The following is a 21,488-nucleotide window of genomic DNA, read 5'->3' on the forward strand; positions in this document are numbered from 1 at the left end:
GCCGTCCTCCGTACCGCCCCGGGAACGACGAAGGCCCGGATCTCAGGCCGATATGCCGTCGATCCGGGCCATGGCGTCCTCCGCGCCGAACGGTTGCAAGTACGGCAACCAGCGCGGGTCGCGATGTCCCGTGCCGATGATCCGCCAGGCCAGGCCGGTCGGCGGGGCGGGCGGCCGGTGCAGCCGCCAGCCGAGTTCCGGCAGGTGCCGGTCGGCCTTGACGTGGTTGCAGCGGCGGCAGGCCGCCACCACGTTGTCCCAGGCGTGCTGTCCGCCGCGGCTGCGCGGGATCACGTGGTCGACGCTGGTCGCGGCGGCCCCGCAGTACATGCAGCGGCCCCCGTCCCGGGCGAACAGCGCCCGCCGGGTGAGCGGCACTGGACCCCGGTAGGGGATGCGGACGAACCGCTTCAGTCGGACGACGCTGGGGGCCGGGACGGCCCGGGTGGCACTGTGCAGGAAGGCGCCGGACTCCTCTAGGCAGATGGCCTTGTTTTCGAGGACGAGCACGAGCGCGCGGCGGAGCGGTACGACGCCGAGCGGCTCGTACGACGCGTTGAGAACCAGGACATGCGGCACGGTGGATGCCTCCTTGTACGCCGGCGGCGCGTGGCTCGCGCCGGGACGATCCGCTCTCAGTCTCCACTCCTGCCTGGTCGGAGCGCCACCACGTGCGGGTAACGGGCCGGGAGGATTTTCCCGGCGGCCCGCCCCGGCCGGGTGGGCCGCCGGGTGTGCGATCGGCCACAGGAGGCCGCCGCCGGGGCCGTCGGGCCCGTACCGACGCCCCTCGGTATCCCCCGATTGATGCGTTTCCCGCCCCCTCTGTCGGGGCACCAGAGCATCTTCGGTACCCCGTTAGTGTGGTTGGAAGGCCATCGTCCACCTGGAGGTCCCACCGTGTCCCTGTCCGCCCTGTTGGCCTCGGCCCCGTCGCCCGAGCCGGTCAGTTCGCTGGACGACGCGGCCAAGCAGGCCGGCGACGCCGCGAGCTGGGTGCAGGAGAACTGGTCCACCTGGCTGAGCACCGGTCTGCGGATCATGCTCATCGCGGCCGTCGCGGTGGTGCTGCGGGTCGCCGTCCGGCGCGCCCTGACCAAGCTCATAGAGCGGATGAACCGCAGCGCCCAGGCGGTCGAGGGCACCACGCTGGGCGGTCTGCTGGTCAACGCGGAGCGCCGCCGCCAGCGCTCGGAGGCGATCGGTTCGGTCCTCCGTTCGGTGGCGTCCTTCCTGATCGTCGGCACGGCCGCCCTGATGATCCTGGGCGCGTTCCAGATCAATCTGGCGCCGCTGCTGGCCTCCGCCGGTGTGGCCGGTGTGGCGATCGGTTTCGGCGCCCGCAACCTGGTCACCGACTTCCTCTCCGGCGTCTTCATGATCCTGGAGGACCAGTACGGCGTCGGCGACACCATCGACGCGGGGGTCGCCTCCGGCGAGGTCATCGAGGTCGGCCTGCGGGTCACCAAGCTGCGCGGCGCCGACGGCGAGATCTGGTACGTCCGCAACGGCGAGGTGAAGCGGATCGGCAACCTCAGCCAGGGCTGGTCCACGGCCGGGGTCGAGGTGGTCCTGCAGCCCTCCGAGGACCTGGAGCGGGTCCGTACGGTCATCACCGACGCCGCCGCCGCGATGGCCAAGGAGGACCCGTGGAACGAGCGGCTGTGGGGGCCGGTCGAGGTGCTCGGCCTGGACGCGGTGCAGCTGGACTCGATGACGGTCAAGGTGGCCGCGAAGACGATGCCCGGCAAGGCCGTGTCCGTGGAGCGCGAGCTGCGCTGGCGGATCAAGGTGGCGCTGGACGCGGCCGGCATCCGGATGTTCGGCGAGGTCCCGGTCGAGGCGGCGGAGACGCCGGCCGACCCGTCCGCCTCGGTGGCCGCCCCCTCGGCCTTCAACTCGGCGACCTCCCCGCAGACCCTGGCCAGCAACCCGCTCACCCCGCCCGCGCCCCAGCCCCGGGGCAGGTAGCCGCGCGCGCTCCCGGAGTGTCGCGCACGACCGGGAGGCGGCCGCAGGGTAACGCTTTGGTTGCCGCGCCGGTGCCGCCCATTGACGGCCCGGCAAAGGCGCCTTACGGTCCTCTCACCGAATAGGAAACTTTCCTAACAGAGGGCGGGTGCAGGGCGCATGGCCGGAACCACACCGGGGACCCCCCGCGTACTGCGGGCCATGAACGACCGCGCAGCCCTCGACCTGCTGCTGGAGCACGGTCCCCTCTCCCGGACCCGGATCGGGAAGCTGACCGGGCTCTCCAAGCCCACCGCGTCCCAGCTGCTGGCCCGGCTGGAGGCGGCCGGGCTGGTCGTCGCGACCGGGACGGTGGCCGGCCGCCCGGGGCCCAACGCCCAGCTGTACGGCGTCAACGCGCGCGCCGCCCATGTCGCCGGGCTGGACGTGGACGCCCGCCGGATCGTCGCCGCCGTCGCCGATGTGACCGGTGCTACGGTCGGCGAGTTCGAGCTGGCCACCCCGGGGCGGCGCACGGACGGCGTGGTGCGCCAGGTGGCCCGGGCCCTGGACGGGGCGGTCGAGGACGCCGGGCTCAGCCGCTCCGACGTGCACCGGGTCGTCATCGGCACCCCGGGCGCCTTCGACCCGGGCACCGGGCGGCTGCGGTACGCCTCGCACCTGCCGGGCTGGCACTCCCCCACGCTCCTGGAGGAGCTGGCCGCCTTCCTGCCGATGCCGGTGGAGTACGAGAACGACGTCAACCTGGTCGCGGTGGCCGAGCAGCGCCTGGGCGCGGCGCGCGGGCACGAGGACTTCGTCCTGCTGTGGAACGAGGAGGGGCTCGGCGCCGCCCTCGTCATAAACGGCCGGCTGCACCGCGGCTTCACCGGCGGCGCCGGGGAGGTCGGCTTCCTGCCGGTGCCGGGTGTCCCGCTGGTCCGCCAGGTCACCAAGGTGAACGCGGGCGGCTTCCAGGAGCTGGCGGGCGCCCAGGTGCTGGCCCGGACCGGCCGCGAGCTCGGCATCGACGACGAGCTGATCCGTGCCCCCGGCACCCACCACGAGGTCGCCGCCCGGCTGCTCACCCGGGCCGCCGAGGCCGCGGCGGCGGGCGAGGACGGCCCGTACCCCCGGCTCCTCGACCGGTTCGCCACCGGCCTGGCGACCGGTATCGCCGCGATGGCCGCCGTGCTCGACCCGGAGGTCGTCGTGCTGTCCGGCGCGGTGATCGCGGCCGGCGGCGAGGAGCTGCGCCGCCGGGTCACCGCCGAGCTCGCCGAACTCTCCGCCTCCCGCCCGCGGCTGATCGCCGGCGAGGTGATCCGCCGTCCCGTCCTGCGCGGCGCGCTGGAGAGCGCCCTCGCCACCACCCGCGACGAGGTCTTCGACACCTCGTCCCGCTGACTCTTCCTGGCACGTCCGTTCCTCCGTACGTCCGCCCCCATCCTCCACCGGGAGACCGCCATGTCCGGAAACCGCCGGAAGACGGCCGTCGCACTCGCCGCGACCGCCGCCATATCCCTGCTCGCCTCCGCCTGTACGGGGCAGAGCAGCTCCGGTGCCAACGACGACCCGTCCAAGGAGACGACGATCACCTTCTGGCACGGCTGGAACAATCCGGGTGAGGTCGAGGCGATCCAGGGGGTGGTCGACGCCTTCACCAAGGCGCATCCCAACATCCACGTGAAGGTCGTCGGCAACATGACCGACGACAAGATCAACCAGGCGCTGCGGGCGGGCGGTTCGAACGCCCCGGACGTCGTCTCGTCGTTCACCACCAACAACGTCGGCAAGTTCTGCTCGTCGAAGGCGTTCCTCGATCTCAACCCCTTCCTGAAGAAGGACGGGATCGACCCGGAGACCACCTTCCCCAAGGCGATGAACGAGTACACGCAGTTCGACGGGGTGCGCTGCACGGTGCCGCTGCTCGGTGACGCGTACGGCCTGTACTACAACAAGGACGCGTTCGAGAAGGCCGGGATCAAGCGGCCGCCGCGGACCTGGTCGGAGCTGGCCGCGGACGCCGAGAAGCTGACGAGGACCAAGGGCGACTCGTACGAGCGGCTGGGCTTCATGCCGAACTACCACGGCTACGAGTCCACGACCGAGCACTACCTCGGCAGCTGGGACCCGACGTACTTCGACGCCGACGGCAAGTCGAACATCGCCAAGGACCCGGCGTTCGCACAGATGCTGACGGCCCAGAAGAAGCTGGTCGACTCGCTCGGCGGCTACGAGAAGCTGGAGAAGTTCCGCACCTCCTTCGGCGACGAGTGGGGCGCCAAGCACCCCTTCCACACCGGCCAGGTCGCCATGCAGATCGACGGCGAGTGGCGGCTCGGGATGGCCGAGGCGGCCAAGCCCGGCTTCGAGATCGGGGTGGCCCCGATGCCCGTCTCCGACGACCAGGCCGACAGCTACGGCAGGGGCTATCTGACCGGCACCATCGCCGGGATCGCCGCCACCTCCAAGAAGCGGAACGCGGCCTGGGAGCTGGTCAAGTTCATGACGACCGACACCGACGCGGTGGTGGACTTCGCCAACTCCATCCACAACGTGCCCTCCACGCTGGCCGCGCTGAAGTCGCCCCGGCTGAAGCAGGACCCCCGGTTCAAGGTCTTCCTGGACATCGCCGCCAACCCGAAGAGCACCACCACCCCGCCCTCGGTGAACGGCGGTGCCTACCTGACGTCCCTCCAGAACCTCGGCTTCGACATCGAGAAGGGCAAGCAGACCGACGTGAAGGCGGGGCTGGAGAAGACCGCCCGGGAGATCGACGCGGCGATCGCGCAGGCGAAGTAGGGGCCCGATGACCACATACACGCTCCGGGCGAAGCGCCGCAGGTCGGCGCTGCGCACCGCCGCCTTCATGGCGCCGTGGCTGATCGGGTTCTGCGTCTTCTTCGCCTACCCGCTGATCTCCACGGTCTACTTCTCCTTCACCACCTACGACGGCTTCACCCCGCCCGAGTTCAGCGGGACGAAGAACTGGGCGTACGTCTTCCAGGACTACCCGCTGTTCTGGCCGGCGCTGCGCAACACGCTCTGGCTGGTCGTGGTCATGGTGAGCTGCCGGGTGGTCTTCGGTCTCGGGATCGGGCTGCTGATCACCCGGATCAAGACGGGCACCGGCGTCTTCCGCACCCTGTTCTACCTGCCGTACCTGGCACCGCCGGTCGCGGCGACGCTCGCCTTCGTCTTCCTGCTCAACCCCGGTACCGGACCGGCCAATTCACTGCTCGACGCGGTGGGGCTGCCCACCCCCGGCTGGTTCACCGACGCCACCTGGTCCAAGCCCGCGCTGACCGCGCTCGCGGTGTGGGGCGTCGGCGACCTGATGGTGATCTTCATGGCCGCGCTGCTCGACGTACCGAAGGAGCAGTACGAGGCGGCGGAGCTGGACGGGGCGACGGCGCTCCAGCGCTTCCGCCACATCACCCTGCCGAACATCTCGCCGATCATCCTGTTCGCGGTGGTGACCGGGATCATCCAGACGATGCAGTACTACACCCAGCCGTTCGTGGCCGGGAAGGTCGCCTCCGGGGTGATGGGCGGCTCCGGGCAGCAGTTCGAACCGGGCTATCCCGACAAGTCGACACTGACGCTTCCGCAGGTGGTCTACAACCTCGGCTTCCAGCGCTTCGACTACGGCTCCGCCTGCGTGGTCGCGCTCATTCTCTTCGTCCTCGCCATGGCGTTCACCGCACTGCTGATGCGGCGCCGCGGCGGGCTGATCCAGGCAGGTGAGTGACGTGGCGCAGGTTCTCGACACCCCCCGGAGCACCGCTCCCGAAACCGCCGGGGACACCCCGGCCGGGCGCACCGCCCGCCGCAGGGCGCTGCTCAACTGGATCGCCGTGCACGCGCTCGGCGTCGCCGCCGCGCTCTTCTTCGTCCTGCCGTTCGTCTTCCTGGTGCTCACCTCGCTCATGAGCGACCAGCAGGCGCTCACCCGCGACCTGTGGCCGCACCCCTTCGAGTGGGGCAACTACCGGCGGGTCTTCGAGACCGACGGCTTCCTGGTCTGGTGGCGCAACACCCTGCTGTACGCGGGCGCCGGCACCGTGCTGACCGTCGTGTCCTCGCTGCCGGTGGCGTACGCGCTCGCCAAGTTCCGCTTCCGGGGGCGGCATCTGTCGCTGATGCTGGTCATCTCGATGATGATGCTGCCGCCGCAGGTCGTCGTCATCCCGATGTACCTGTTCTGGGCGAAGCAGCTCGACCTGTCCGGCACGCTCTGGCCGCTGATCGTCCCGATGGCGTTCGGAGACGCGTTCTCCATCTTCCTGCTGCGCCAGTTCCTGCTGACCATCCCCGACGAGTACCTGGACGCGGCGAAGGTCGACGGCTGCGGCGAACTGCGCACCCTGCTCAAGGTCGTCGTACCGATGGCCAAGCCCGGAATCGCCGCGGTGGCCCTCTTCCAGTTCTTCTACGCCTGGAACGACTACTTCGGCCCACAGATCTACGCCTCGGAGAACCCGGCCGCCTGGACGCTCAGTTACGGCCTGGATTCCTTCAAGAGCGCGCACCACACCGACTGGAACCTGACCATGGCCGCGACCGTACTGGTCATGGCCCCCGTGATCCTCGTCTTCTTCTTCGCCCAGAAGGCGTTCGTCGAGGGCGTGACACTGACCGGAGTAAAGGGCTGACCATGAAGCTCGCAGTAGTGGGTGGCGGGTCCACCTACACCCCCGAACTGATCGACGGATTCGCCCGGCTGCGCGACACGCTGCCCATCGAGGAGCTGGTGCTCGTCGATCCGGCGGCCGACCGCCTGGAGCTGGTGGGCGGCCTGGCGCGGCGGATCTTCGCCAAGCAGGGCCACCCGGGGCGGATCACCACCACCTCGGACCTGGACGCGGGCGTCGCCGACGCCGACGCGGTCCTGCTCCAGTTGCGCGTCGGCGGCCAGGCCGCCCGCAACCAGGACGAGACCTGGCCGCTGGAGTGCGGCTGCGTCGGCCAGGAGACCACCGGCGCCGGCGGCCTCGCCAAGGCGCTGCGGACCGTGCCGGTCGTGCTCGACATCGCCGAGCGGGTCCGCCGCACCAACCCGAACGCCTGGATCATCGACTTCACCAACCCGGTGGGCATCGTCACCCGGGCGCTCCTCCAGGCCGGGCACAAGGCCGTCGGCCTGTGCAACGTGGCGATCGGCTTCCAGCGGAAGTTCGCCCGGCTGCTCGACGTCGCACCGGAGCAGATCCACCTCGACCACGTCGGGCTCAACCATCTGACCTGGGAGCTGGGGGTGCGGCTCGGCGGCCCGGACGGCGAGAACGTCCTGCCCCGGCTGATCGCGGAGCACGGCGACACGATCGCCGGCGACCTGCGGATGGACCGGGCGATCGTCGACCGGCTCGGCGTGGTGCCCTCGTACTACCTGCGCTACTTCTACGCGCACGACGAGGTCGTCCGCGAGCTCGGCACCAAGCCGTCCCGGGCGGCCGAGGTCGCCGCGATGGAGAAGGAGCTCCTCGCGATGTACGGCGATCCGGCGCTGGACGAGAAGCCCGCGCTGCTCGCCAAGCGCGGCGGCGCCTTCTACTCGGAGGCGGCGGTCGACCTGGCGTCCTCGCTGCTCGGCGCGGGCGGCTCGGCGGTGCAGGTGGTCAACACGTACAACCGGGGGACGATGCCGTTCCTGCCGGACGACGCGGTGATCGAGGTGCAGGCCCGGGTCGACGGCACGGGCGCGACGCCGCTCGCCGTGCCGATGCTGGACCCGCTGTACTCCGGCCTGATCTCGCAGGTGACGGCGTACGAGGACCTGGCCCTGGAGGCGGCGCTGCGCGGCGGCCGGGACCGGGTGTTCAAGGCGCTGCTGGCGCACCCGCTGATCGGCCAGTTCGAGTACGCCGAGGCGCTCACCGACAAGCTGATCGCGCACAACCGGGAGCACCTCGCGTGGGCGTGAAGGTTTCGGTCCTCGCGGTCGACGCGGGGAACAGCAAGACCGATGTGGCGTTGATCGGCGAGGACGGCACGGTGCTGTCGACGGCCCGGGGCGGCGGTTTCCAGCCGCCGGTGGTCGGGGTGGCGGCGGCGCTGGACGTGGTGGCCGGACTGGTCGACCGGGCGCTGGCCGGGGTCGGCCGGGAGATCGACGGGGTGGAGCACGTCTCGGCGTGCCTGGCCAATGTCGACCTGCCGGTGGAGGAGGCCGAGCTGACCGAGGCCGTCGTGAGCCGGGGCTGGGGCCGTACGGCCGAGGTCCGCAACGACACCTTCGCGATCCTGCGCGCCGGGGTGGACGAGCCGCGCGGGGTCGCGGTGGTCTGCGGCGCGGGGATCAACTGCGTCGGCATGCTGCCGGACGGGCGCACCGCCCGGTTCCCCGCGATAGGCAAGATATCGGGCGACTGGGGCGGGGGCAGCGGGCTGGCCGACGAGGCCCTGTGGTTCGCCGCCCGCGCGGAGGACGGGCGCGGCGGGCCGACCGAGCTGGTCCGTACGCTGCCCGCGCACTTCGGGCTGGACTCGATGTACGCGCTGATCGAGGCGCTGCACCTGGGCCGGATCGCGTTCGAGCGGCGCCATGAGCTGGCCCCGGTGCTCTTCGCGACCGCGCAGGGCGGCGACCCGGTGGCGGTCTCCCTGGTGGAGCGGCTGGCGGACGAGGTCGTCGCGATGGCCTCGGTCGCGCTGGGGCGGCTGGAGCTGCTGGACGTGGCGGCGCCGGTGGTGCTGGGCGGCGGGGTGATGGCCGCCCGGCATCCGCAGCTGGACGCGATGATCGCCGAGCGCTTCGCGGCACGCGCCCCGAAGGCGGTGGTCCGGGTGGTGACGGAGGCCCCGGTGCTGGGGGCGGCGCTGCTCGGGCTGGACCGTACGGGTGCCCCGGCGGAGGTCCACCGGAGGCTGCGCGCGCAGTACTCCTGATCCCGGTGCCGGCCTGGGGCGTTCCGCGGTGGCGTGCCGCGGGACGCCCCTCGTGCGTGGGAACCGTTCGGTGGCCCCGGACGTGTTCAGGGGTGGGGTGGCAGGTCCGCTCCGGGGACTGGTGTGCCGATCGGCTTGATCGGCGGCGCATGGCTTGATCGAATGCGGGGGATCGCATCCGTGGGCCGATGTGCGATCCGGGAGTTCCCGGCGTCTGTCCGGACGTTCCCGGTGTGAACGTCGGTCCCCGCGGCCATACTTCATGGCCGGGTACCAGTCCCCGACCGGCCGGGGCCCGGGCCACCGTCAGTGACCGAGGGGGAGGTCGAGTGACATACCCGCCGAGTGTGCGTACGGCGCCCGAGCAGGGGCGGTCCGGGCCGCCCGTTCCCGCGGCCGCGCCCGTACCGCCGGGACGCGGCGCGCTGTCCGTGGCGGCCGACCGGGTGCGGGCCGCGGCCACCACCGAGCCCGGCAGGCTCCAGATCATCGGTGCCGTACTGGCCCTGCTGGTCGTGGCGTTCGGCGCGGTGACGGCGCTGGAGATCTCCGACCGGGCGTCCGCCGCCGACGACGTGGTGAGCCGCAGTCAGCCGCTGAGCGCCGACGCCGCGGCCATCTACCGTTCCCTGGCGGACGCGGACACCTCGGCGGCGAGCGGCTTCCTGGCCGGGGCGCAGGAGCCGGCCGGCGTCCACGACCGGTACGAGAAGGACATCCGGGAGGCGTCCCGCCTCCTGGTGAAGGCCGCCGCCAACACGGACGCGTCGACCCGGTCCGCCCAGGAGATCACCACCCTCAACGAGGAACTCCCCCGGTACACGGGCCTGATCGAGCGGGCCCGCGCCAACAACCGGCAGGGCCTGCCGCTGGGCGGCGCCTATCTCCGGTACGCCAACCAGCGGATGAGCACGGTGCTGCTGCCGGCCGCCGAGCGGCTGTACGCGGCGGAGACGGACCGGCTGGGCGAGGACAACGACGCGGCCCGTGCCTGGCCGTTCCTCTCGCTCGGGCTCGGTGTGGTGGCGCTGGCCGTGCTGGTGTGGGCGCAGCGGCGCAACTACCGCCGGACGAACCGGGTGTTCAACCACGGGATGCTTCTCGCGACGGCGACGTCCGCGGTGCTGCTGCTGTGGCTGGCCGTGGGGCACACGGTGGCCCGCGCCGAGCTGCGTTCGGCGGACGTGAACGGGCAGCGTTCCCTCGACGTCCTCAACCACGCGCGGATCGACTCGCTGAAGGCCCGCGCCAACGAGAACCTGACGCTGGTCGCCCGGGGCGCGGTGCTGACCTCGGACGGCAAGCACGACAAGTACGAGACGGACTACACCACGGACATGAAGGCGCTCGGCGAGGAGCTGGGCCGGGCCGGGAAGCTCGCCGACGACGATCCGGGCCGCGCCCCGGTGAAGAAGGCTGCCGAGGCGGTCGCCGAGTGGCAGGGCCGCCACCGCACGGCCCGTACCGCCGACGACGGCGGCGACTACGACGGCGCGCGGGCCCAGATCATCGGGGCGAAGGATTCCACGGGGGAGTCCTTCGAGCGGGTGGACGCCGCCCTGAAGCAGGCGCTCGCCCATGAGCAGGTCGCCTTCACCCGGTCCGCGAAGGACGGGCGCGGGGCGCTGGGCGGGCTGCCGGCCGGGGCCGTCGGGCTGGCCGTGCTGGGGGCCGTGGCGGCGATTGTCGGAGTCAACCGCAGGCTCTCGGAGTACCGGTGAGCGGAGGAGCGATGACCAGGAAGCGCACGGGCGGGCGGCCCGGACGCGGTGGGCTGCGCGGCTGGGGCGGGGTGGCGGGCATGGCCGTGGCCTGCGCCATGACGGCCGCGGCCACCCTGCTGCCGCTCTCCCAGCACGGCACCGCGGTCCTCGGCGGCGACCCGGCGGGGTCGGGTCCGGCGCGGGCGGTGCAGATCAGGTCGGACGACTGCACGGACCCGGAGGCGAGTCTGCCGCCCTCGTCGGCCGGCGGTCCGAACATCGAGCGGATCAAGCGGCGCGGGAAGCTGATCGCGGGCGTCGACCAGAACAGCTTCAGCTGGGGGTACCGCGATCCGGCGGCCGCTGCCGGGAAGGACGCCCTCGAAGGCTTCGACATCGACCTGGTGCGGGCCATCGCGGAGAACATCCTGGGCGACCGGAACGCGGTGATCTTCCGGGCCATCCCCACCAACCAGCGGATCGCCGCGCTGGAGAACGACAAGGTCGACGTCGTCGTGCGGACGATGACCATCAACTGCGCCCGGCTGAAGCAGGTCTCGTTCTCCACCGCCTACTTCCAGGCCGGGCAGCAGGTCCTCGCGCCGAAGGACTCGCCGATCACCGGCTACGACAGGTCGCTGGCGGGCAAGCGGGTCTGCACGGCCGTGGGCTCCACCGCGTACGAGGCGCTGCAGAAGGAGTCGTACGGCGCGGTCTACCGGGACCCGCACGACGGCACCCCGGCCGACGAGGACCGGCTGACCGTCCCCAACCAGCTGGACTGCCTGGTGCGGTTGCAGCTGAACGAGGTCGACGCGGTGGTCACGGACAACGCGCTGGCGGCCGGTCAGGCGGCGCAGGACCCGGCGGTCGAGCTGAAGGGCGACAAGCCGTTCACCACCGAGTTCTACGGTGTGGCGGCGAAGCTGGGCGCCGACGACCTGGTGGCCCGGGTCAACCAGGTGCTGGTCGACTACCGCAAGGGCGGGAAGGACAGCCGCTGGATGCGTTCGTACCGGCGGTGGCTGGAGAAGGGGCTGCCGGGCATCACGGCACCGCCGACGCCCAAGTACCGGAGCGACTGACGCCGGGCCGGCCCGCGGGGCGGCCCCGGCCGAGGAGACAGCGGAACAGAATTCTGCCGGGGCCCGTCCCGGCGCGGAGAGCGGAGAGGTGATCGATGGGCGTCGCGGGCCCTTTCCCCGACCGGTCGGCCGGGGCCGGCGTCCCGGTGATGGACCGGGACGAGGCGGACCGTGCGCTGGCCCGGCTCGGCGCGGAGCACGAGGCGATCGAGACCTCGCTCCTGGCCCTGCAGGACCACGCCGGCCGCCGGCTCCTGGAGGGCGCCGACCTGACCGGGGTCACCAAGGAGCGCTGGGCCGCCGCCGACCGGGCGATCACCCTGCTGTGGGGGTACTTCGACGCCTACACGGGGGCGCTCGCCCAGGCGCGTACGGTGCGCTCCCGCCGCCGCTACCCGAACCGGGAGGACCTGGTGGCCCTGACCGAGCTGCTGCGCGGCCAGGGGGTCACGGTGGCGCACGCGGCGGCGGGTCCCGATCCGTCGGCCGCCGGTCCGGTCCGGCTCTCCGAGCGGTTCACGCTGGAGGAGCTGGTCGCCCGGATGAACGAGCTGTACGCCGGTTCGCTGGACATGGTCGTCGCCTCCGACGCCGTGTGGTCCGCGCTGCCCGCCCGGATAGACCTGCTCGCCGCCGAGCTGCACCGCACCCGTTCGCTGGCGCACTCGGTGGGCGTACGGCCCGGGGAGCATCCGGCCGGCGACGACCTGGAGGCGATCACCCACGAGCTGACCGCGCTGCGGGCGCAGGTGGTCTCCGACCCGCTCGCGTTCTGGCGTCCGGGGCCGGGGAGTTCGGCGCCCGGCGGCGGCCGTCCGGACACCGAGCGGTACGACCGGGCGGCGCGGGCGCTGGAGGAGGTGCGGCGGGAGATCGAGGCGGTCCTCGCGGTCCGGCAGGACGCCGAGCAGCGCCTGGTCCAGCTGCGTGACGTGCTCTCCCGCGCGGACCGCACCCTGGCCGAGGCGCGGGCGGCGCGCGGTGAGGTGCTCGCGAAGATCGCGGCCTCCGAGGTGCCCGCGGTGAGCGGTCCGCCGACCGTGCTCCAGGAGCGGCTGGTCGCCGCCTCGGAGTACCGCCGACGGGCCCAGTGGCACCGGCTGTCGCCCCTGCTGGAGACGTTGGAGCGGGAGGCCGAGGAGGAGCTGCTGCGGGCCCGTGAGTCGCTGACCGCGGTCACGGCCCCGCTGGCGGTCCGGGCGGAGCTGCGCGGCCGGCTCGACGCGTACCGGGCGAAGGTGGCCCGGCACGGGCTGGCCGAGGACCCGCTGCTGATCGAGCGGTACGACGCGGCGCGCCGGATGCTGTGGAGCGCGCCCTGCGACCTGCGGGTCGCCGGGCAGGCGGTGCTGCGGTACCAGGAGGCGGCGGCCGAGCTGCTGTCCCCGCGCCCGGAGCCGGAGGACCGGCGGTGACCGGGGCGGTGCGCGAGGTGGAAGGGCCGCTGCGGCGGCGGGGCGACCAAGGGGACCGATCATGAGTACGCAGTGCCAGCGCCCCGCGTGCGAGGGCAGTTACGAGGACATGGGCGGCGGTGAGCTGTACTGCGACACCTGCGGTCTGGCGCCGGTCGTCTCTCCGAGTGGAATGGTGAGTTCGCCGCCGACCGGGATCGCGGGCGGCGGGCAGGTGGGCGGCGCGGGCAGCCGGGGCAGTGGTTCGGGGTCCTCCTCGCGGGCCTCGGCGCGCTCCTCGTCGCGTTCGTCGACCTCGCGGCGTTCGGTGTCCGGGCGGCTGTCGCGGGCGCTGTCCGGGGCGGCGACGTCGCGCTCGGTGTCGGTGCGGTCCTCCGGTTCGGCCTCGGGCGCCTCCGCCCGGGGCAGGCTGGGGGCGGGTCTGGTGCAGGTGCCGGACGTGCCGCGGCCCGATCCGCGCTCGGCGGTGATGGAGGACCCCGAGGTGCCCGAGCGCAAGCGGTTCTGCTCGCGCTCCGACTGCGGGGCGCCGGTCGGCCGGTCGCGCGGCGGGCGGGCGGGCCGTACGGAGGGGTTCTGCACCAAGTGCGGGCATCCGTACTCCTTCGTACCCAAGCTCCGGTCCGGGGACGTCGTGCACGGCCAGTACGAGGTCGCCGGCTGTCTGGCGCACGGCGGGCTGGGCTGGGTCTACCTCGCGGTGGACCGGGCGGTCTCCGACCGCTGGGTGGTGCTCAAGGGCCTGCTGGACACCGGGGACCAGGACGCGATGGCGGCGGCCATCTCCGAGCGGCGCTTCCTCGCCGAGATCGAGCACGCCAACATCGTCCGGATCTACAACTTCGTCGAGCACCTCGACCAGCGGACCGGTTCGCTGGACGGCTACATAGTGATGGAGTACGTGGGCGGCAAGGCCCTCAAGGAGATCGCCAACGAGCGGCGCACCGCCGCCGGGCGGCGCGATCCGCTGCCGGTCGAGCAGGCGTGCGCGTACGGCATCGAGGCGCTGGAGGCGCTCGGCCATCTGCACAGCCGCAACCTGCTGTACTGCGACTTCAAGGTCGACAACGCGATCCAGACCGAGGACCAGCTGAAGCTGATCGACATGGGCGCGGTGCGCCGGATGGACGACGACGAGTCGGCGATCTACGGCACGGTCGGGTACCAGGCGCCGGAGGTCGCGGAGGTCGGCCCGTCGGTCGCCTCCGACCTGTACACGGTCGCGCGGACGCTGGCGGTGCTCACCTTCGACTTCCAGGGCTACACCAACGTCTTCGTGGACTCGCTGCCGGACCCGGACAACATCGAGGTGTTCCGGTCCTACGAGTCGTTCTACCGGCTGCTGGTGCGGGCCACCGACCCGGATCCGGCGCGGCGGTTCGCCTCGGCGGCGGAGATGTCGGAGCAGCTGACGGGGGTGCTGCGCGAGGTGGTGTCGCTCCAGTCGGGGCGGCCGCGTCCGGCGCTGTCGACGCTGTTCGGCCCGGAGGTCCGGGTCACGGACAGCCGGCTGTTCCCGGAGCGGGCGGCGGACGTGTCCCGGCTGGGGGCCCGGTCCTCCGCCCCGGCCGCCCCGGCCCCGGCGGCGATCCCGGGGCCCCGGGGGCCGGTCGCCGCGGTGGCGGGAGGAGCCGCCCCGGGCGGTCCGGAGCTGGCCGGTCTCGACGTACGGTCCACCGCGCTGGCGCTGCCGGTGCCCCGGGTGGACGCGGGCGACCCCAACGCGGGCTTCCTGGCCGGGCTGATGACCACCGCCCCGTCCGAGCTGATCGCCGCGCTGGGCGTGGTGCCCGCGGCGTCGCCGGAGACCCGGCTGCGCGAGCTGCGCGCCCGCCTGGAGCTGAACGAGCCGGAGGCCGCGGGCCGGACCCTGGCGGCGCTGGAGGGGCAGCACGCGGACGACTGGCGGGTGGTCTGGTACCGGGGCGTCGCCTCGCTGGTGACCGGCGACCACGAGAACGCGGCGCTCTCCTTCGACGCGGTGTACGACGCGTTCCCCGGTGAGCCGGCGCCCAAGCTGGCGCTGGGGATCTGCGCGGAGGTGCTGGGCCAGCTGGACAACGCCGCGGAGTACTACCGGCTGGTCTGGACGACCGACCCGAGCTTCGTGAGCGCGGCCTTCGGGCTGGCCCGGGTGCGGATCGCCGCCGGGGACCGGGCCGGGGCGGTGGCCGCGCTGGAGTCGGTGCCCGAGGCGTCGATCCACTACACGGCGGCCCGGGTGGCGGCGGTGCGGGCCCGGCTGCGGGGGCGGGCGCCGGACGAGCCGCTGCTGGACGACCTGACGGCCGCCTCGGCGCAGGTGTCGGGGCTGGCCGGGTTCGGGCTGGACGCGGTGCGTCGGGAACAGCTGTCGGTCGAGGTGCTGGGCACGGCGCTCGACTGGGTGCTTTCCGGCAGTCCCGGGGCCCCGGCCCCGGGACTGCCGGGACCGGGCACGCTGCTCGGCAGTGAGCTGGACGAGCGGGGCCTGCGGTTCGGGCTCGAGCGTTCGTACCGGATGCTTGCCAGGCTTGCGGAGCCCGGTGATGAGAGGATCGAACTGGTGGAGCGGGCCAACCGCTTCCGCCCCCGGACGTGGGTGTGAAAATGTCGGAGAAACCCCAGGAGACGGCCCTGTCGAAGTGCCCCGGCTGCGAGGAGCCGCTGGAGCCGGGGGATCTGTTCTGCGGTGCGTGCGGGTACGACCTGTCGGCCGTCCCCGCCCCCCCGAAGGACCGCCCGACGATCGCCCTGGCCACGCCGCCCGCGCCCTCCGCCGCGCCTGCCGGGTCCACCGCGTCCGCCGCGGACGTGCCGGACGTGCCGGATACGTCGGACGCGCCGGATGCCGGTTCGGGCGACTTCGAGCTGGCCGCGCCGGATCCGGCGGCCGCGGCGGCCCCCGTTCCCGCGGCCGGGTCCGCGCCCGATCCCCGTACGCCCGCGGCGGAGCCGGTCGCGGCTGCCCCGGCGGCCGGGGGGAAGGTGTGCGTGGCCTGCCGGGCGGGCCGGGTCGACGACGACGGCTACTGCGAGAACTGCGGCCATGCCCAGCCGCGCGAGCGCGACCACATGGAGCAGGAGCTCGGTTCGGTGGCCGCGGTCAGCGACCGGGGGCTGCGCCACCACCGCAACGAGGACTCGTTCGCGGTGTCGACCACGGCGCTCCCCGACGGCTCCCCGGCGGTCGTCGCGATCGTCTGCGACGGCGTCTCCTCGGCCAGCCGCCCGGACGAGGCGTCGGCGGCGGCGGCGAGCGCGGCCAACGAGTCGCTGCTGGAGGCGCTGCCGCGCGGCACCCACCCGCAGCAGGCGATGCACGACGCGATCCTCGCGGCGGCCGAGGCGGTCAACGCCCTGGCGCGGGAGCCCGGCCCGGCCGCGGAGCACGAGCAGCACCGCCGGCAGAACGCCCCGGCGTGCACCCTGGTCGGTTCGATCATGGCCAACGGTCTGCTGGTCGTCGGCTGGGTCGGCGACAGCCGGGCGTACTGGGTGCCCGACGACCGCACCGCCGGCCCCGCCCGGCTCACCGAGGACGACTCGTGGGCCGCGCAGATGGTGGCGGCGGGCCTGATGAACGAGGCGGAGGCGTACGCGGACGCGCGCGCCCACGCCATCACGGGGTGGCTGGGCGCCGACGCGTACGACCTGGAGCCGCACACCGCGTCGTTCAAGCCGGACCGGTCCGGTCTGGTGGTGGTCTGCACGGACGGTCTGTGGAACTACGCGGAGTCGGCGGCCGAGCTGGCCGCGGCGGTCCCGGCCGACGCGTCGCAACGGCCCCTGCACGGCGCCCAGGTGCTGGTGGGTCACGCGCTGGACGGTGGGGGCCACGACAACGTAACAGTGGCTCTGGTGCCGTTCGCCGTGGAGCCGCAAGGGGCAGGATCGGCCTGCGGGACCTCGTGAACCCCGTTCCGTGACGCCCGGTTCCTCTTTCCCGACCGTCCGCTCCCCCGACGCCTTCTCCTGTTTCTCTCTTCTCTCGCGGCCGTCCTCATCCGACGGCCGGAGTCCCAAGGAGCCGACCAGATGGCCAACTTCTCCAAGTCGACCGTGCCGCAGTTCTCCGTCGAGGTGTACCAGAACGCCTACCTGCCGGAAGGCGGCCGCGAGGTGAACGCGATCGTCACGGTCACCTCGACCGGGGGCGGCACCACCGGCGGCGCACCGCTGTCGGGTGCCCCGCGCGGGGCGGGGCGGGCGGCGAGCGCCGCGGTGGTGCTCATGGTCGACTGCTCGGGTTCGATGGACTACCCGCCGACGAAGATGCGCAACGCGCGCGACGCGACGGCCGCGGCCATCGACACCCTGCGCGACGGCACCCCGTTCGCCGTCGTCGCCGGTACGCATGTGGCCAAGGAGGTCTATCCCGGCAACGGCACCCTCGCGGTGGCGGACGCCCGGACCCGGGCCGAGGCGCGGAAGGCGCTGCGGGCGCTGAGCGCCGGGGGCGGTACGGCGATCGGGACCTGGCTGCGGCTGGCCGACCGGCTGCTCGGCGCCGCCGACGTGGACATCCGGCACGGCGTCCTGCTGACCGACGGCCGCAACGAGCACGAGGCGCCGGAGGACCTGCGGGCCGCGCTCGACTCCTGCGCGGGCCGTTTCACCTGCGACGCCCGCGGTGTCGGCACCGACTGGGAGGTGAAAGAAGTCACAGGGATCGCCTCCGCGCTGCTCGGCACGGCCGACATCGTCGCCGATCCGGCGGGGCTGGCGGCGGACTTCACGCGGATGATGGAGAACGCGATGGGCAAGGAGGTCGCGGACGTCGCACTGCGGCTCTGGACGCCCGTCGGGGCCGAGATCGTCTTCGTGAAACAGGTCGCGCCCTCGGTCGTCGACCTGACCGGCCGGCGCACCGGGGCGGGCCCCCGGGCCGGGGACTATCCGACGGGTTCCTGGGGCGACGAGTCCCGCGACTACCACGTGTGCGTGCGGGTCCCGCAGGCCGGAATCGGCCAGGAGATGCTGGCGTCCCGGGTCTCGCTGATCCTTCCCGACCCCTCGGGCGGCTCCACCCCGCAGACGCTCTCGCAGGGGCTGGTACGGGCGGTCTGGACGGACGACATGGCGGCGTCCACCTCGATCAATCCGCAGGTCGCGCACTACACCGGGCAGGCCGAACTGGCCCAGGTCATCCAGCAGGGTCTGGACGCCCGCAAGTCCGGGAACCTCGACGGCGCGACCGCGAAACTGGGCCGCGCGGTGCAGCTGGCGTCGGCCTCGGGGAACGAGGACACTGCGAAACTGCTTTCGAAGGTGGTGGACGTCGTGGACGCCGCGACCGGTACTGTGCGACTCAAGGCAAAGGTCGCGGACGCCGACGAGATGACCCTCGAAACGCGTTCGACCAAGACCGTACGCGTCAAGAAATAACCACAGAGCCACGGTTTCGAGCCGCCCGGTCGGAAGGTCCCGCCGGGCGTCGAGCAGCGGAAGAACGCCGGCCCCGGGGCCGGCCCAGGAGAGGGGGAAGCGCCGACATGCCGACCTGCCCGAACGGACACCAGTCGGGTTCCGATGACTGGTGCGAGGTCTGCGGCCATCGCATGACCGGCGCGGGCGCGCCCGCGGGCGCGGTCCCCCCGCCGCCGCCTCCGCCGCCACCCGCCGCCGGCTACGGCTTCCCTCAGGGGCCGGGGGCCGACGCGACCCAGCAGGCCGAGCTCTGCCCGCAGTGCCGCACGCCGCGCGAGGCGATGGCGCCGTTCTGCGAGGAGTGCCGCTGGAACTACCTCACCAACACCGCGACGTCGTACACGCCGCTGGCCCCGTCGCCCAGTGTTTCCGGGCCGCCGCCCGGGCTGAACCTGCCGCCGGGTTTCCAGGCGCAGCAGCCGCCGGGGCTCGCCCGGCCGCGCGATCCGTTCGAGTACCAGGGCTCGCGTCCCTCGCAGGTGAACCGGTCCGCCGAGCCACTCGCCACCGATCCGGAGAGCCGCCCCGGCCCGCCTCCGCCGCCGCCCGGTCCGGTGGCCCCGGGACCCGTCGCACCCGGTCCCGTCGCCCCGGGCCCCGTCGTCCCCGGTCCGGGGGCGCCCGGTCCGCAGGTCCCCCCGCCCGGTCCGCAGGTTCCCGGTCCGGTGGCCCCGGGTCCGCAGGGGCCCCCGCCGCCGCCCGGCCCCGGTGGTCCGCAGTCGTCCCCGTCGCCGTTCCCGCAGCCGGGTCCGCCGCCTCCGCCGCCGTTCCAGCAGCAGTCCGCACCGCCGCCGCCCTTCCAGCAGCAGTCGGCGCCGCCGTCCTTCGACCGGCCCGGTGGACCCGCCCCGGCCGCCCCGCAGTCGCCCGCGCCGCAGGGCCCGCAGGGCGGTGGCGACGACTGGATGCTGGCGGCGCCCACCCCTGCCCAGGCTCCGCCGCGGCAGGAGCAGCCGCCGTTCCCGGGCCAGGGCCAGAACCCGCCGCCCGCGAGCTGGACGGCGGTCATCGCCCCGGACCGTGAGTACTTCCTGGCGATGATGCAGCGCAGCGGCCCCGAGGCGACCGGGCTGAACCTGCCCGCGTACTCGCCCGAGCAGCAGCTCTCGCTCTCCGGTCCGCAGATCACGATCGGCCGCCGCCGGCAGAGCACGGGCGAGTCCCCGGACATCGACCTGTCGGTGCCGCCGGAGGACCCGGGCGTCTCGCACCAGCACGCGGTGCTGGTGCAGCAGCCCGGCGGCGGCTGGGCCGTCGTCGACCAGAACTCCACCAACGGCACCACGCTCAACGGCGCCGAGGACCCGATCCAGCCCTACGTCCCCGTCCCGCTCAAGGACGGCGACCGGGTGCACGTCGGGGCGTGGACGACGATCACGATCCGCCGCGACTGATCCGTTCCGCTCCGGGCGTTCGCGTCAGGCGGTCGGCAGTGGCCAGGTGTGCGGTCCCCCGGGGTCGTCCAGCCAGGCCCACTGCCGTCCGTCGGCGAGCGTGATGCCGAAGCGTTCGCGTCCGGGACGGCGCTCGCGCCGCCAGAGCGAGAGTGCCTCGCCTGGACCGAGGGCCGCCCCGGTGAGCGCCAGCAGGAAGCGGAAGAGGTCGTTCTCGGCGATGTGCCGGGGCACGTCGGCGAGCCACGGGCCGTACCCGGTCCGGGTCGGCAGGCCGCGCAGCGGTACGAAGTAGGCGGCCGTGTGCAGGAACCGGCCCTCGGCACACTTCCCGTGCGGCCCTTCCCGTACCTGTAGGGAGATCAGCCCGGTGGCGAACGGTGCCAGGATCCGGGCCCCCGGTACGCACTGCTCCAGCCAGGGCCACGGTACGCACGGCAGGGTGCAGGTCGCGATGATCCGGTCGTAGGGGCCGCGCGGGGGCCAGCCCCGGGTGCCGTCCCCGGTGATCACGGCCGGGTGGTGTCCGGCCGCGTCCAGGTGGCGCCGGGCGGCCTCGGTGAGCTCCGGGTCGAGGTCGATGGTGGTCACCGCGTCGTCTCCGAGCCGGTGGGCGAGGAGTGCGGCGTTGTAGCCGCTGCCGGTACCGATCTCCAGGACCCGTTGGCCTTCCCGTACGTCCAGCTCTTCGAGCATCCGGGCCATGAGGGAGGGCTGGCTGCTGGACGAGATCAGTTCGCCGTCCCGGATGCGGATGGCCAGCGGGATGTCCGCGTACGCCCCGCGCAGCCATTGGGCCCGCCGGTCCGGATCGGGGTCCTCGCACCAGAGGCGGTCCCCGTCTCCGGTGAAGTAGTACGGCACGAACAGGTGGCGCGGCACCTGCTCGAACGCGGTCCGCCAGTCGGGATCGCCCAGTCCGCCGTCCGCCACGATGCCGCACACCATCGCCCACCGCTCCTCGGCGGCGGCCCCGGCGAACGGGTCGGTGCGGGCGTCCATGCCTCCACCTTCCCGCGCCCGGCTCCCGGGGGCCAGGACCCGGTGCGGGGTCGGAAGGGACGAAGGGACCTAGGACCCCGGTCCTCGGCCGGTGCGTCTGCGACCATGGTCGGGTGACAGAGATTCCGCGCGACACGCTTCAGGAGCAGTCCTTCTACGAGCAGGTCGGCGGCGAGGAGACCTTCCGGCGCCTGGTACACCGCTTCTACCAGGGGGTTGCCGAGGACCCGCTGCTCCGGCCGATGTATCCGGAGGAGGACCTCGGCCCGGCCGAGGAACGGTTCGCGCTGTTCCTGATGCAGTACTGGGGCGGGCCCCGTACGTACAGCGAGCGGCGCGGGCATCCCCGGCTGCGGATGCGGCACATACCCTTCCGGGTGGACCGGGCGGCGCACGACGCGTGGCTGGGGCATATGCGGGTGGCGCTCGACGAGCTCGGGCTGGAGCCGGAGCACGACCGGAAGCTGTGGGACTACCTCACGTACGCCGCCGCCTCGATGATCAATACTGCGGGCTGAAGCCGGAATTCGACCCTCCAGCACCGATAAACGGTCACAATCGAATCAAGTACGTACGCAAGCGGTTTCCAAGAGCCTCCAGCCCTTGAAAGCATCGAGCTCACGCCGGGGGGCGTGAGTG

General features: G+C 73.1%; 17 protein-coding genes. 15 read left to right on the plus strand and 2 right to left on the minus strand.

What is annotated here, in order from left to right; translation table 11 throughout:
• Positions 1-42: 42 nt before the first annotated feature.
• Positions 43-579, minus strand: coding sequence for an HNH endonuclease (locus tag ACIQGQ_RS05925; protein WP_366290857.1), 537 nt, complete (start codon positions 577-579; stop codon positions 43-45).
• A gap of 321 nt (positions 580-900) precedes the next feature.
• Between ACIQGQ_RS05925 and ACIQGQ_RS05930 the strand changes: the two genes are divergently transcribed.
• From ACIQGQ_RS05930 to ACIQGQ_RS05995, 14 genes are all read left to right on the plus strand, one after another.
• Positions 901-1,971 (plus strand): mechanosensitive ion channel family protein, encoded by a 1,071-nt coding sequence (locus ACIQGQ_RS05930; RefSeq protein ID WP_402391159.1) that lies wholly within the window; start codon positions 901-903, stop codon positions 1,969-1,971.
• A 159-nt stretch (positions 1,972-2,130) separates the two neighbouring features.
• Entirely contained in the window at positions 2,131-3,357 is a 1,227-nt protein-coding gene (locus tag ACIQGQ_RS05935) for an ROK family transcriptional regulator (protein ID WP_402391161.1), read from the plus strand.
• A 60-nt stretch (positions 3,358-3,417) separates the two neighbouring features.
• Entirely contained in the window at positions 3,418-4,755 is a 1,338-nt protein-coding gene (locus ACIQGQ_RS05940) for an ABC transporter substrate-binding protein (protein ID WP_402391164.1), read from the plus strand.
• A 7-nt stretch (positions 4,756-4,762) separates the two neighbouring features.
• Complete coding sequence (locus tag ACIQGQ_RS05945; protein WP_402391167.1) at positions 4,763-5,704, plus strand: carbohydrate ABC transporter permease; 942 nt, start codon at positions 4,763-4,765, stop codon at positions 5,702-5,704.
• 1 nt (position 5,705) lies between these two features.
• The gene (locus tag ACIQGQ_RS05950) at positions 5,706-6,608 is read left to right on the plus strand and encodes a carbohydrate ABC transporter permease (protein WP_402391169.1); all 903 of its coding nucleotides are present in this window, start codon (positions 5,706-5,708) and stop codon (positions 6,606-6,608) included.
• Positions 6,609-6,610: 2 nt separating this feature from the next.
• Positions 6,611-7,876 carry a 6-phospho-beta-glucosidase gene (locus ACIQGQ_RS05955; RefSeq protein WP_402391172.1) on the plus strand — a complete coding sequence of 422 codons (1,266 nt, stop codon included), beginning with the start codon at positions 6,611-6,613 and terminating at the stop codon, positions 7,874-7,876.
• Positions 7,867-8,841, plus strand: coding sequence for an N-acetylglucosamine kinase (locus ACIQGQ_RS05960; RefSeq protein WP_402391175.1), 975 nt, complete (start codon positions 7,867-7,869; stop codon positions 8,839-8,841). The genes ACIQGQ_RS05955 and ACIQGQ_RS05960 overlap by 10 nt, the downstream gene beginning before the upstream one ends.
• A gap of 329 nt (positions 8,842-9,170) precedes the next feature.
• On the plus strand, positions 9,171-10,562 hold the full coding sequence (locus ACIQGQ_RS05965; protein ID WP_402391177.1) for a hypothetical protein: 1,392 nt from the start codon (positions 9,171-9,173) through the stop codon (positions 10,560-10,562).
• A gap of 11 nt (positions 10,563-10,573) precedes the next feature.
• A complete protein-coding gene (locus tag ACIQGQ_RS05970) occupies positions 10,574-11,629 on the plus strand; it encodes a glutamate ABC transporter substrate-binding protein (protein WP_402391180.1) in 1,056 nt (351 codons plus the stop codon).
• A gap of 95 nt (positions 11,630-11,724) precedes the next feature.
• Positions 11,725-13,044 carry a hypothetical protein gene (locus ACIQGQ_RS05975; protein WP_402391183.1) on the plus strand — a complete coding sequence of 440 codons (1,320 nt, stop codon included), beginning with the start codon at positions 11,725-11,727 and terminating at the stop codon, positions 13,042-13,044.
• A 61-nt stretch (positions 13,045-13,105) separates the two neighbouring features.
• On the plus strand, positions 13,106-15,631 hold the full coding sequence (locus ACIQGQ_RS05980) for a tetratricopeptide repeat protein (RefSeq protein WP_402391186.1): 2,526 nt from the start codon (positions 13,106-13,108) through the stop codon (positions 15,629-15,631).
• A 2-nt stretch (positions 15,632-15,633) separates the two neighbouring features.
• Entirely contained in the window at positions 15,634-16,938 is a 1,305-nt protein-coding gene (locus ACIQGQ_RS05985) for a protein phosphatase 2C domain-containing protein (RefSeq protein WP_402391189.1), read from the plus strand.
• Positions 16,939-17,061: 123 nt separating this feature from the next.
• Entirely contained in the window at positions 17,062-18,411 is a 1,350-nt protein-coding gene (locus ACIQGQ_RS05990) for a VWA domain-containing protein (protein ID WP_402391192.1), read from the plus strand.
• A 107-nt stretch (positions 18,412-18,518) separates the two neighbouring features.
• A complete protein-coding gene (locus ACIQGQ_RS05995; RefSeq protein WP_402391194.1) occupies positions 18,519-19,847 on the plus strand; it encodes an FHA domain-containing protein in 1,329 nt (442 codons plus the stop codon).
• A gap of 24 nt (positions 19,848-19,871) precedes the next feature.
• On the opposite strand, the gene ACIQGQ_RS06000 is transcribed toward ACIQGQ_RS05995, so the two are convergent.
• Positions 19,872-20,849 carry a methyltransferase domain-containing protein gene (locus ACIQGQ_RS06000; protein ID WP_402391197.1) on the minus strand — a complete coding sequence of 326 codons (978 nt, stop codon included), beginning with the start codon at positions 20,847-20,849 and terminating at the stop codon, positions 19,872-19,874.
• Positions 20,850-20,962: 113 nt separating this feature from the next.
• On the opposite strand from ACIQGQ_RS06000, the gene ACIQGQ_RS06005 reads away from it, so the two are divergent.
• Entirely contained in the window at positions 20,963-21,367 is a 405-nt protein-coding gene (locus ACIQGQ_RS06005; protein ID WP_402391200.1) for a globin, read from the plus strand.
• Positions 21,368-21,488: the final 121 nt, after the last annotated feature.

The sequence above is a fragment of the Streptomyces sp. NPDC092952 genome (assembly GCF_044754785.1).
GTDB lineage: Bacteria > Actinomycetota > Actinomycetes > Streptomycetales > Streptomycetaceae > Streptomyces.

What these genes read in the sequence shown, in the direction of transcription:
- ACIQGQ_RS05945 (WP_402391167.1), top strand. Translation starts at nt 4,763, where the DNA reads ATGACCACATACACGCTCCGGGCGAAGCGCCGCAGGTCGGCGCTGCGC.
- ACIQGQ_RS05995 (WP_402391194.1), top strand. Translation starts at nt 18,519, where the DNA reads ATGCCGACCTGCCCGAACGGACACCAGTCGGGTTCCGATGACTGGTGC.
- ACIQGQ_RS05990 (WP_402391192.1), top strand. Translation starts at nt 17,062, where the DNA reads ATGGCCAACTTCTCCAAGTCGACCGTGCCGCAGTTCTCCGTCGAGGTG.
- ACIQGQ_RS05935 (WP_402391161.1), top strand. Translation starts at nt 2,131, where the DNA reads ATGGCCGGAACCACACCGGGGACCCCCCGCGTACTGCGGGCCATGAAC.
- ACIQGQ_RS05975 (WP_402391183.1), top strand. Translation starts at nt 11,725, where the DNA reads ATGGGCGTCGCGGGCCCTTTCCCCGACCGGTCGGCCGGGGCCGGCGTC.
- ACIQGQ_RS05970 (WP_402391180.1), top strand. Translation starts at nt 10,574, where the DNA reads ATGACCAGGAAGCGCACGGGCGGGCGGCCCGGACGCGGTGGGCTGCGC.
- ACIQGQ_RS06000 (WP_402391197.1), bottom strand. Translation starts at nt 20,849, where the DNA reads ATGGACGCCCGCACCGACCCGTTCGCCGGGGCCGCCGCCGAGGAGCGG.
- ACIQGQ_RS05980 (WP_402391186.1), top strand. Translation starts at nt 13,106, where the DNA reads ATGAGTACGCAGTGCCAGCGCCCCGCGTGCGAGGGCAGTTACGAGGAC.
- ACIQGQ_RS05985 (WP_402391189.1), top strand. Translation starts at nt 15,634, where the DNA reads ATGTCGGAGAAACCCCAGGAGACGGCCCTGTCGAAGTGCCCCGGCTGC.
- ACIQGQ_RS05940 (WP_402391164.1), top strand. Translation starts at nt 3,418, where the DNA reads ATGTCCGGAAACCGCCGGAAGACGGCCGTCGCACTCGCCGCGACCGCC.
- ACIQGQ_RS05955 (WP_402391172.1), top strand. Translation starts at nt 6,611, where the DNA reads ATGAAGCTCGCAGTAGTGGGTGGCGGGTCCACCTACACCCCCGAACTG.